This window comes from Pseudomonas sp. W15Feb34, assembly GCF_023127765.1.
GTDB classification, from domain to species: domain Bacteria; phylum Pseudomonadota; class Gammaproteobacteria; order Pseudomonadales; family Pseudomonadaceae; genus Aquipseudomonas; species Aquipseudomonas synxantha_A.
This window is the reverse complement of record NZ_SPKN01000032.1, coordinates 81,247-92,445: the sequence shown is the minus strand read 5'-3', so window position 1 is coordinate 92,445 and position 11,199 is coordinate 81,247. Positions and strand designations below refer to the sequence as shown.

The window sequence follows — 11,199 nt, the reverse complement described above, 5'->3', positions numbered from 1 at the left end:
GTTACCGCAGGAATGGATATGTACTCGGTCTGATCCAACATCCTGGTCGGCTGTCAGGCCGCCATCGGGGGCAAGCCCCCTCCCACATTTAATCTGCACACGGGCAATCATTCACCGCCCGCGAAAATCCCCTGCACTCAAACCAAACCGACCCATCTTGTTGTACAGCCCGCCCCGCGACACGTTGAGTTGCCGGGCGGCCAGGCGAATGTTGCCGCCCGTGTTTTTCAGCGCGGCGACGATGGCGTGCAGTTCGTGGCTGCTCAGATCCTGCGCGGGCTGGGGCTGGTAAAGGCGCAGCGTCGCCCGTTGCTGGGTTTCCAGCGGCAAGTCAGCCGGTTGGATCAACTCCCCCATCGCCAGGTTGGTCGCCCGCTCGATGGCGTTTTCCAATTCACGCACATTGCCCGGCCAGCCATGGGCTGACAGCAGCGCCAGCGCCTCCGGCGAGAAACCCTGCACTGGCTTACGCAACGAACGCGCACAGCGCTGCAGGAAATGCCGTGCCAGCAGCGGGATATCGTCGCGGCGCATACGCAAGGGTGGCACCGTGAGGTTCAACACATTGAGGCGGTAGTAAAGATCCTCACGAAACGCACCTTCGGCCACTGCCTGGCTCAAGTTGCGATGGGTGGCGGCGATGATGCGCACGTTCACTGGCCGCGAATTTTTCGCGCCCACGCGCGTCACTTCCCCCTCCTGCAACACCCGCAACAGGCTGACCTGGGCATCGAAGGACATGTCGCCAATTTCATCCAGGAAGATGGTGCCGCCATCGGCTAATTCAAACTTGCCCGCCGACCCACCTCGCGCCGAGCCGGTGAACGCGCCTTCGACATGCCCAAACAGTTCGCTCTGCACCAAGTCCCGGGGGATGGCGCCGCAGTTGACCGCCACGAACGGGCCGTTGCAACGCTCGCTGGCGTTATGAATGGCCTGGGCAAACAGCTCCTTGCCGGTGCCGCTTTCGCCGAGGACCAAGGTGGTGGCGTCGCCGCGACTGGCAATGCGCCCCAGGTGCAGCGCGTCCTGGATCGCCCGTGAGGTGCCCTGGATGGTGTCGAAGGTATAGCGCGCCTGGGTACCGATAAGGCGCCGGGTGATTTCGCGGATGCGGCGGTTTTCGCGCACCGACACGATCACCCCGCCCTGCTCCAGCGGGCATACCGAGACCAGGCAGGCGAGTTGACTGCGGTCGTGCAACTCGAAGGTGCAGTCGAGGTCGCGCACCGGCTCACCCAGCACGTCGCTCAACTCACTGCGCCCCAGGCGCTGGAACGAACTGCCGATCAGCTCCAGCCCCACCCCGAACAACTGCCGCGCATAACGGTTGAGCGCCTTGATGCAGCCGCGCTCATCCAGCACCACCAAGCCTTCGTTCAGCACTTCGAGCACCGCTTGTTGTTCTTCCAGCAACACCTGCAGCGCCATCTGCCGCGACACCGCTTCGGCTGCCGCCTGGACGGTGCCCAGGGTATGGAAATGAAACCAGCCGGGCTCGGCGGTCAGCGTGAGCATGGCCAATGTCAGGCCCTGGGCATCCTTGATCGGCGCAGCGGCGCAGTGCATGCGGCGCTGGCGCAGGGCGCCGGCAAAATTCTCCTCGGCCAATACGTACACCAGGCGATCTTCGGCCAGGGCCAGCCCGGTGCAGTTGGTGCCCTGTACCGATTCCAGCAGGCGACTGCCGACGGGGGTGATGTCCAGCCCGCAGAAATACAGGGTGGTGCCCTCGGCATCGGTGAGGTTGATATGGCCGCGTGGGTTATAGGCCAGCAAGCCGTGCATGACCTGCGCGGCAGCGGCGATCAGTACGCGGTGATTGGCCAGGGTTGCCGCCAGCGTTTGGGCGGCAACGAAACGGTAGTGGCTGTGACCGGGATCGATCCTTGCCTCGAGACTGCGCCGCCACGAATCCCAGATGACCTGGCGCACCTCGGCCGGGCGTTCGACCTGGCCGGACAGACACGCTCGCCAGCCCTGCTCCAACGCAGCGACGGGTCCGTCATTCAGCGCATCAGGTCCAAGGGCCGTGAGGTATTCGAGGTCTTGCACGCTGAATGTGAGGCTCATCAAGGCATCCATGTTCATATTTTTGACATGTCAGTATAGACATGTCATCTGAATGAACACATTTTGTTTACTGATTTTAATAACCTATTAAAAATCAGTTAGTTATGAGTTGGCACACCCCTTGCTCTTACCTCTATGCCAGCCAGGACTGTCCTGCGGGCCAACAATAAAAAGGGGTCACTTCATGAGTACACAGAATATCCGCCTGGGCTTGATCGGTGCCGGTCGCATGGGCAGCTTCCACGGCCTTACGGCGGCGCGCCACATCCCCGGTGCCTGCCTCGCCGCCATCGCCGATCCTACCCCAGGCCAGGCCGCACGCCTGGCAGCAGAGCTGGGGGTGGACAAGGTCTACACCGACCCGCAACAGCTGTTGGACGACCCGGAGATCGACGGCGTACTCATTGCCGCCCCCGCCCGCAGCCACGCCGAACTGGTGATCAGCGCCGCCCGCGCCGGCAAGGGTATCTTCTGCGAAAAACCCATGGCGATCACCCTGGACGAAGCCGATCGCGCCATCGCCGCTGCCGCCGACGCCCGCGTGCCGTTGCAGGTCGGTTTCAATCGGCGTTTCGCCAAGAGCTTCCGTACCGCGCACCTCGATGTCGCCGCCGGCCGCATCGGTACGCCGCAGTTGCTGCGCTCGCTGACCCGCGACCCGGCACTGAACAACCCTGCCAACTCGCCGCAATGGGTGATCTTCCTGGAAACCCTGATCCACGACTTCGACACCCTGCGCTACCTCAACCCCGGCGCCGAAGCGGTGCAGGTATATGTGATGGCCGACGCGCTGATCGCCCCAGCGTACAAAAGCCAAGGCTTGCTCGATACCGCCGTGGTCACGATCCGCTTCGACAACGGCGCCATCGCCACCGCCGAGGCCAACTTCCAGGCGGTGTATGGCTACGATGTGCGCGGTGAAGTGTTCGGCAGCCAAGGCATGCTGAGCATGGGCAGCCTCAATGACTGCGACCTGGTGCGCTACCTGGCCGAGGGCATCCAGGCCGACACCCAACGAATGGACACTGACCTGCTGCGCGACGCCTACATTGCCGAACTCAACCACTTTGTCGACTGCCTGCGCAGCGGCGCCAAGCCCCTGGCCAGCGGTGAGGATGCGCGCGCGGCCCTGGCGATTGCGCGCGCCTGCATCGAGTCGTACGAAACCGGCAAGTCTGTGGCCGTGCAAGGGGCGCGGCCATGATGCCGTTCAAATTAGCCGTCAGCGCCGAGATGGTGTTCCTCGACCTGCCCTTCATCGAACGGGTCAAACGTATCCACGCCCTGGGGTTCAGCGCCGAAATCTGGAGCTGGACCGACAAGGACATCGACGCCCTGGCCGCGACCGGCGCGGACTTCACCTCGATGACCGGCTACATCAGCGGCACCCTCACCGACCCCGAAGGCAGTCGCCAACTGCTCGACAGCGCCCGCGAATCCCTGGGCATCGCAGAGCGCCTCAATTGTCCCAGCCTCAACCTGCACGGCACCGGCCTGGGCGCCGGCGGCCTGCCGGTGCAGCCGGTCAACCAGGCCACCGGCCGCATGTGGCTGAGCGCCTGCAAGACCCTGGAAAAAATCGCGCGCCTGGGGGAAGACGCCAGCCGTGTGTTCCTGCTGGAAAACCTCAACACCGCCGTCGATCACCCCGGCACGCCGTTCGCCCGCGCCGACGACACCCTGGCCCTGATCGAAGCCGTGGGCAGCCCGCATCTGAAGATGAACCTGGACCTGTACCACGCGCAGATCGGCGAAGGAAACCTGATCGAATTGATCCAGCGCGCCGGCGGCGCCATCGGTGAAATCCAGGTGGCCGACGTGCCCGGGCGCAAGGAACCCGGCACCGGCGAAATCCACTACCCGGCCATTGCCCGTGCGCTGCACGCCATGGGCTACACCGGCGTGGTCGGCCTGGAGGGCTGGGCCAGCGGCACCTGCGAAGTGGCCCTGGAGCGCTTCCGCCAGGCATTCACCCTATAACAATAAAAGGAACACACTTATGCATCGTTATTCATTGCTAGTGGCCGCGCTGCTGTTGCTGTTCAGCCAATGGACCTTCGCCGCCTATCGCATCGGCGTGAGCATTGCCCGGGTTGACGATAACTTCATGACCTATGTGCGTAGCGGCCTGGAGGCGGCAGCGAAACAGCAGGACGTGCAGATCCAGTTCGAAGACGCCCAGGGCGATGTGGTGCGCCAGCTCAATCAAGTAGAGGGGTTTCTCAACCAGAAAGTCGACGCGGTGATCGTGCTGCCGGTCGACACCGCCGCCACTGCCAATATCACCCGCGCCGCCGTGGCGGCCAAGACGCCACTGGTGTACGTCAACCGCCACCCGGATGAACGCACGCTGCCAAAGGGCGTGGTTACGGTGGCGTCCAACGACATCGAGGCTGGGCAATTGCAGATGCGCTACCTCGCGGAAAAACTCGGCGGCCAGGGCAACGTGGCGATCATCATGGGCGACCTTGCGCAGAACGCCACCCACGACCGCACCGAGGGCGCCAGGCAGGTGCTCAAGGACTTTCCCGGTATCAAGATCGTTGAACAGCAAAGCGCCGAATGGCAACGCAACAAAGGCATGGACCTGACCAGCAACTGGCTGCTGGCAGGTACGCAGTTCGATGCGATCGTGGCCAACAACGATGAAATGGCAATTGGCGCAGCCATGGCATTGCAGCAAGCGGGCAAGGCCAAGGGCGAGATTGCGATCGTCGGCATCGACGGCTTGCCCGACGGCCTGGCGGCCATCAAGCGTGGGCTGCTTGCTGCGTCGGTGTTCCAGGACCCCAAGGCCCAGGCGACCCAGGCGGTTCGAGCGGCGATCAAGATGATCAAGGGCGAACCGATTGAAGCCGAAGTGTGGGTGCCGTTTGAACTGATCACGCCTGAGCAGGTGGCGGCATTCGAACAGCGCTACAAATAAACCGAAGACAAGGAGAGCCAGTGTGGGAGGGAGCAAGCCCCCTCCCACACTGGCTCTGAATCAGTCCAGGTCACTCGCGTCATGCCGTTCGGGCAACTGCTCCTCACCCGACACCCTGTTCACCCGTCGCCCGCGCTGCACCGCCGGCCGTGCGTCAATCGCGTCGGCCCAGCGCTGCACGTGCTTGTATTCATGCACCGAGAGAAACTCCGCCGAGTCGCCGTACAAGCGGCCTTTGACCAGCCCGCCGTACCAGGGCCAGATGGCGATATCGGCAATGGTGTACTCATCGCCGGCGATGTACTCGCTCACCGCCAGGCGCTTGTCCAGCACATCCAGTTGGCGCTTGGCTTCCATGGCAAAGCGGTTGATCGGGTACTCCATCTTGCTCGGCGCATAGGCATAGAAATGTCCGAAACCTCCGCCCAGGTAAGGCGCGCTGCCCATCTGCCAGAACAACCACGACAGGCATTCAGCCCGGGCCGCAGGCTCGCTGGGCAAGAACGCGCCGAATTTCTCGGCCAGGTATTGCAGGATCGCGCCGGACTCGAACACCCGAATCGGCGTGGCGCCACTGTGGTCCATCAGCGCCGGAATCTTCGAGTTCGGGTTTACCCCCACAAAGCCACTGCCGAACTGGTCGCCGTCACCGATCTTGATCAGCCAGGCGTCGTATTCGGCACCGGTGTGCCCCAGCGCCAGCAATTCCTCAAGCAGAATCGTGACCTTTTGGCCATTGGGCGTAGCCAGGGAGTACAGCTGCAATGGGTGCTTGCCTACTGGCAGCGCCTTTTCGTGGGTAGCACCGGCGATGGGCCGGTTGATACTGGCAAAGGTGCCGCCGCTTTCGGTGTCCCAGGTCCAGACCTTTGGGGGTACATAATCAGCCATGCCACTGCTCCTCAGGGATTGCGATAAACGAAGCGTTCCAGACTAAACCAAAGACGGGTGATGCGTCACACCGGCCTCCCCGTCTTGTCGAGGCACCTGTACGCGCAGGGCGATAAGCAAGGCCGCGAGCAACATCAATACACCCGCACCCACAAATACCCCACCAATGCCGCTGACGCTGAACATCAACCCGCCACCGGCAGCCCCTGCGGCAATCGCCGACTGCACCGAAGCGACCACCATGCCGCCGGCACTTTCGGCCTGGTCCGGCACGGCACGGGCGACCCAATTGGACCATGCCACCGGTACGCCGCCGAACGCCATGCCCCACAGCGCCAGGAGCAACGCCTGGCCCGGCAGTGACACCGGCAGCCAGACCAGGGCCAGCGCCGCAATGCCTACCAGCACCGGCATCAACACCAACGTCCCACGCGGGTGGCGCACCAGCAGCCAACCGGCGAGCAAGGTGCCGACGAAATTCGCCACGCCGAAGCCCAGCAGCATCAGGGCCAGCCCTTGGGTATCGACGCCGGTGGTGCTTTCCAGGAACGGGCGAATATAGGTGAACAATGCGAAATGCGCGGTATGTACCAGCACGCAACCGAACATGCCCATGGCGATACCCGGGCGCAGCAGCACTTCCAGCACGGTACGCAGGCGCGCGGTACCATTGGGCACCAGGCGCGGCAGGGTGAACGCCTGGAACGCCAGGGTCACCGCACCTACTGCAGCCGCCGCGATAAACGCACTGCGCCAGCCGTACAGGCCACCCAAGTAGCTGCCCAGCGGCACGGCGACCACGGTACCCGCCGCAATTCCGCTGAAGATGATCGACAGCGCCCGTGGCAGGGAAGCCGCCGGCACCAGACGCATGGCCACCGCCGCCGCCATGCTCCAGAAACCGCCCAGGGCGATGCCCAGCAGGATGCGCATCAACAGCAGTACGGTCAGGCTGGAAGACAACGCCACCAGCAGGTTGGAGGCGATCATCAGCGTGGAGAACCCCAGCAGCACCACGCGCCGGTCGATGCTTCGGGTCAGGCCGGGCACCAGCAAACCGGCAAACAACGCCACCACTGCCGTCACCGTCACGGCCTGGCCGGCCAGCGCCTCCGAGACACCCAGGTCCAAGGCCATGGGGGTCAACAAACTGGCCGGCAGGTACTCCGCCGTCAGCAAGCCGAACACCCCCATCGCCAAAGAAAACACCGCCAGCCAGGCCGGCTCCGTCACAATCCCGGCAGGGGCTTGGGCTGCATTGTCATTCATCACAGGTCATCCTCGGATCATTGGCAAGGCGGCCAGTCTAGGTTTGCCCGTCAGGATGATCTATGATGCAAACCCTTGAGTTTTTGACCGAAACCCCGAACATGACTGCCGCGCATGCTTTTACCCTGTCTTCCGACCTGATCAATGAGCTGCTGCGCGGCATGCGCCTGCGGGGTGTGCAGTACCGCCGCATCCAGGCCGGGCCGAGCTTCGGCATGGGCTTTGACGCCAAGCCCGGCCACGCCTATTTCCACTTTCTCGCGGCCGGCCATGCGACCTTGCGCGGCGAGGACGGCAACCTTTTCGAGCTGTCGGCGGGCAATGCGGTATTCATTGCCCATGGTGGCGCGCATGCACTGTTATCCGATGCGAGCGCCGGTGTGCACGATATCGGCGATTTCGACAGTGCCCCGTTGGGGGATGCGGTCTGCGCCGTGGATGCCTCCCCTAATGCGACGCCCAGCACCTTGCTGTTCAGTGCCTGCATGGAGTTCGAACTTGGCAGTATCCAGGGGCTCGGCAACCTGATGCCGGCGCTGATGCTGATCGATGCAGGGGGCCAGCGTTACCCCGGCCTGATGCCGATCCTGGCGGTGATGGAACGGGAAGTCTCCACGGCCCGCATCGGCTTTGCCGGCATCCTGGCGCGCCTGGCCGATGTGGTGGCAGCGATGATCGTACGCGGCTGGGTCGAATGCGCCTGCGGCAACGCCTCGGGCCTGGTGGCAGCGTTGCGCGACCCGCGCCTGGCCCGCGCCCTCCTCGCTCTGCACCAGCAACCGGGCCGCGACTGGAGCGTGGCGGAGCTGGCTGCGCACTGCCATACCTCGCGCTCGGTATTTGCCGATCGCTTCCAGGCCACTCTCGGTATACCGCCGTTGCGCTACGCTACGGAACTGCGCATGCGCCTGGCCACGCAGTGGCTGAGCCTGGAGCGCATGCCCATCGAAACCGTCGCGCAACGCCTTGGCTACACCTCCCAGGCAGCGTTCAGCCGCGCCTTCAAGCGCATCACCGGGCAACCGCCCGGGGCGGCCCGCAGTTCAATGTAGCGACCGCCCCTTCAAGCATTGCGCACCCTGATCATGAAGCCTTAATCTCGTCAGCCAATCACACCGCGAAAGCAATGGAGGCTGCATGAAACTGGTCGGAATGCTGGACTCGCCCTACGTACGCCGCGTGGCGATTTCCCTGGACTTGTACGGCATGGATTTTGTGCATGAACCGCTGTCGGTGTTCAGCACCTACGCGCAATTTGCCCAGATCAACCCCGTGGTCAAAGCCCCCTCCCTGGTGTTGGACGACGGGACGGTGCTGATGGATTCGAGCCTGATCCTCGATTACCTGGAAGCACTGGCACCGGCTGACAAGAAGCTGCTGCCCCAACAACCGGCAGCACGCGCCCACGACCTGCAACTGCTCGGACTGGCTCTTGCCGCCTGTGAAAAGAGTGTGCAGATCGTCTATGAACACAACCTGCGCCCAGCCGAAAAGTTACATGCACCGTGGATCGAACGCGTCAGTGGGCAATTGCTGGCGGCCTATGCCCTGCTGGACAAGCAACTGGCAGACAGTGAAGCACTGACCCAGGCATCCATTACAGCAGCGGTCGCCTGGTCGTTCAGCCAGTTCACCGTGGCGTCGGTGGTGAAGACGGATGCGTTCCCCAACCTGAAGCGCCATGCTGAACGCCTGGAACAGCACCCGGCGTTCAAACGCTACCCAATCGCCTAAGCATCGCAGTTCATATGTGGGAGGGGGCTCGCCCCCGTGACGGCCTGACAGCCGGCGCCTCTCTACCTGACACCCCAGGATCTAAATGTGGGAGCTGGCTTGCCTGCGATGACGTCGGCCCAGCGAACATTGATGTGGGTTGACCCACCGCTATCGGGGTGTAGCCCCCCTCCCACTCGCGACCTTCACAATTTTTTGGAACCGTGTTTCTACACCCAGCCGCCGTCAACGATAAAGTTTTGCGCCGAACACATCGCCGAGGCATCCGAGGCCAGAAACAGGGCCATATTGGCGATGTGTTCCGGCATCACACTGCCAGGCAGGCACTGGCTACGGGCGATCAACTCCCGAGCCGCATCATCCACCCACATGGCCAATTGTTTTTCCGTCATCACCCAGCCCGGCACCAGTGTGTTGACGCGGATATGGCTCGGCCCCAGCTCCCGCGCCAGGCCTCGAGTCATGCCGTGGGCGGCAGCCTTGCTGGCGGCGTACACCGGGTAGCCGGCAGAAGCCATCATCCAGCCGACCGAACCCAGGTTGATGATCGAGCCGCCACCCGCCTCTTTCATCATTGGCACCACCGCCTTTGCGGCAAAGAAGGCGTGCTTGAGGTTGACAGCGATCAACCGGTCAAACATTTGCGAGTCGATTTCTTCCAGGCTGTGGCGCACATCATTTGCCGCGTTGTTGACCAGCACCGTGATCGGCCCGAGGGAATGCTCGAAGCGCCGGATTGCCGCACCGTAGCCAATCTCATCGGTGATATCGCAGCACTCGAACTCGACGGTGTGGCCCTTAGAGTTCAGCAGTGCCGCCAAGCGTTCACCCTGGCTTTGCGCGCGATCCACAAACGCCACTTTGGCACCCTGGGCGGCAAAGGCCCGCACCATGAATTCGCCAATCCCTGACGCCCCGCCGGAGATCAATACGCTCTTGCCCTTGAGGTCGGGATAAATGGCGTGTTCAGTACTCATAACGTAGTGCCTCGATCAATTAGTCTTATTTTATTTTACGAAATCGGCGTTAAAGGCTATAAATCTGCTGGATAACCGGTGAAATATCTCACATTAGTAGAACTATTCAACCCAAAAACAACAAAAGGAAGTTCGACATGAAGCACCCTCGATACCTGTTGTCCGGTCTGGCGCTGTCCATGCTGATCGCCAGCGGCGGCGCTCACGCCGCCGGCCTTACCAGCGAGCACAAGCCTTTCGGTAAAACCAATGACGGCACCGCCGTCGAACAGTACGTGTTGCGCAACAGCCATGGCATGCAAGCCACGGTAATTACCTACGGCGGTGTATTGCAGTCGCTGAAGGTGCCTGACAAAAACGGCAAGCTCGACGACGTAGTGCTGGGTTTCGATGATGTGCAAGGCTATCAAGGCGGTACTGCATTTTTCGGCGCAACCATCGGCCGCTTCGGCAACCGCCTGGCCGGCGGCGCCTTTGAACTCGACGGCAAACGCTACCAGGTGCCGCTCAACGACGGCCCCAACTCGCTGCATGGCGGCGCCCAGGGCTTCGACAAACAGGTGTGGCACGCCGAGCCCGTCAAGGACAAGGATTCGGTGGGCGTCACCCTCACCTACCTGTCCAGGGACGGTGAAATGGGTTTCCCCGGCAACCTGAAGACCGAAGTCACTTACCGCCTCAACGACAAGAACGAACTGCACATCGACTACAAGGCCACCACCGACAAACCGACGGTACTCAACCTCACCAATCACAGCTACTTCAACCTCGCCGGCGCGGGTAACGGCGACATTCTCAAGCAGGTCGCCACCTTGCACGCCAGCCACTACACGCCGGTGAATGCCACCTTGATCCCCACCGGTGAGCTGGCTCCGGTCAAGGGCACACCGATGGACTTCCTCAAGCCCACGCCTATTGGCCAGCACATCAAGGCGGACCATCCGCAGCTCAAATTTGCCGAGCCGAAACAAGGCGGGTTCGACTTTAACTGGGCCTTGGATACCAAAGGTGATGTGAAGCAGCTTGCTGCCCAGGTGCATGACCCTGAGTCGGGGCGGCGCTTGCAGCTTTACACCAGTGAGCCTGGGGTGCAGTTCTACACCAGCAACTTCCTGGATGGTTCGGTGAAGGGCAAAGGTGGCAAGACGTACCAGCACTGGAGCGGGTTTACCCTGGAGACCCAGCATTTTCCGGATGCGCCTAACCAACCCGGCTTTGCCTCAACTCGCTTGAATCCAGGGCAAACCTATATCCAGAACACCATTTTCAAGTTCACCGCCGATTAAAACTGTGGGAGGGCTACACCCCGATGAGCATAGGTATCTGCAC

Annotated in this window: 10 protein-coding genes; 6 read left to right on the top strand and 4 right to left on the bottom strand. The window is 62.4% G+C overall.

The window, feature by feature from the left end; translation table 11 throughout:
• Positions 1-111 precede the first annotated feature (111 nt).
• On the bottom strand, positions 112-2,073 hold the full coding sequence (locus E4O97_RS16130) for a sigma 54-interacting transcriptional regulator (RefSeq protein WP_248161721.1): 1,962 nt from the start codon (positions 2,071-2,073) through the stop codon (positions 112-114).
• A gap of 184 nt (positions 2,074-2,257) precedes the next feature.
• Here E4O97_RS16130 and E4O97_RS16125 point away from each other — a divergent pair, with 184 nt between their 5' ends.
• Genes E4O97_RS16125 through E4O97_RS16115 form a run of 3 tightly spaced genes read left to right on the top strand, consistent with a single transcriptional unit; the run spans position 2,258 to position 4,999 of the window.
• Positions 2,258-3,277: a Gfo/Idh/MocA family oxidoreductase gene (locus E4O97_RS16125; protein WP_248161719.1), complete on the top strand. Its 1,020-nt coding sequence runs from the start codon at positions 2,258-2,260 to the stop codon at positions 3,275-3,277.
• Entirely contained in the window at positions 3,274-4,053 is a 780-nt protein-coding gene (locus E4O97_RS16120) for a TIM barrel protein (RefSeq protein WP_248161717.1), read from the top strand. The genes E4O97_RS16125 and E4O97_RS16120 overlap by 4 nt, the downstream gene beginning before the upstream one ends.
• Positions 4,054-4,072: 19 nt before the next feature.
• Entirely contained in the window at positions 4,073-4,999 is a 927-nt protein-coding gene (locus E4O97_RS16115; protein WP_248161716.1) for a sugar ABC transporter substrate-binding protein, read from the top strand.
• Between the two features lie 60 nt (positions 5,000-5,059).
• Here E4O97_RS16115 and yghU read toward each other — a convergent pair whose 3' ends face one another.
• Both yghU and E4O97_RS16105 read right to left on the bottom strand, forming a co-directional pair.
• Positions 5,060-5,890 (bottom strand): glutathione-dependent disulfide-bond oxidoreductase, encoded by an 831-nt coding sequence (gene yghU, locus E4O97_RS16110; RefSeq protein WP_248161715.1) that lies wholly within the window; start codon positions 5,888-5,890, stop codon positions 5,060-5,062.
• Positions 5,891-5,932: 42 nt separating this feature from the next.
• Positions 5,933-7,159 (bottom strand): MFS transporter, encoded by a 1,227-nt coding sequence (locus tag E4O97_RS16105; protein ID WP_248161714.1) that lies wholly within the window; start codon positions 7,157-7,159, stop codon positions 5,933-5,935.
• A 65-nt stretch (positions 7,160-7,224) separates the two neighbouring features.
• Here E4O97_RS16105 and E4O97_RS16100 point away from each other — a divergent pair, with 65 nt between their 5' ends.
• Both E4O97_RS16100 and E4O97_RS16095 read left to right on the top strand, forming a co-directional pair.
• The gene (locus E4O97_RS16100) at positions 7,225-8,211 is read left to right on the top strand and encodes an AraC family transcriptional regulator (RefSeq protein ID WP_216092178.1); all 987 of its coding nucleotides are present in this window, start codon (positions 7,225-7,227) and stop codon (positions 8,209-8,211) included.
• A gap of 85 nt (positions 8,212-8,296) precedes the next feature.
• Complete coding sequence (locus tag E4O97_RS16095) at positions 8,297-8,893, top strand: glutathione S-transferase family protein (RefSeq protein ID WP_248161713.1); 597 nt, start codon at positions 8,297-8,299, stop codon at positions 8,891-8,893.
• A gap of 209 nt (positions 8,894-9,102) precedes the next feature.
• Here E4O97_RS16095 and E4O97_RS16090 read toward each other — a convergent pair whose 3' ends face one another.
• Complete coding sequence (locus E4O97_RS16090) at positions 9,103-9,870, bottom strand: SDR family oxidoreductase (RefSeq protein WP_032880421.1); 768 nt, start codon at positions 9,868-9,870, stop codon at positions 9,103-9,105.
• 137 nt (positions 9,871-10,007) lie between these two features.
• Here E4O97_RS16090 and E4O97_RS16085 point away from each other — a divergent pair, with 137 nt between their 5' ends.
• Positions 10,008-11,156, top strand: coding sequence for an aldose epimerase family protein (locus tag E4O97_RS16085; protein ID WP_248133167.1), 1,149 nt, complete (start codon positions 10,008-10,010; stop codon positions 11,154-11,156).
• Positions 11,157-11,199 lie beyond the last annotated feature (43 nt).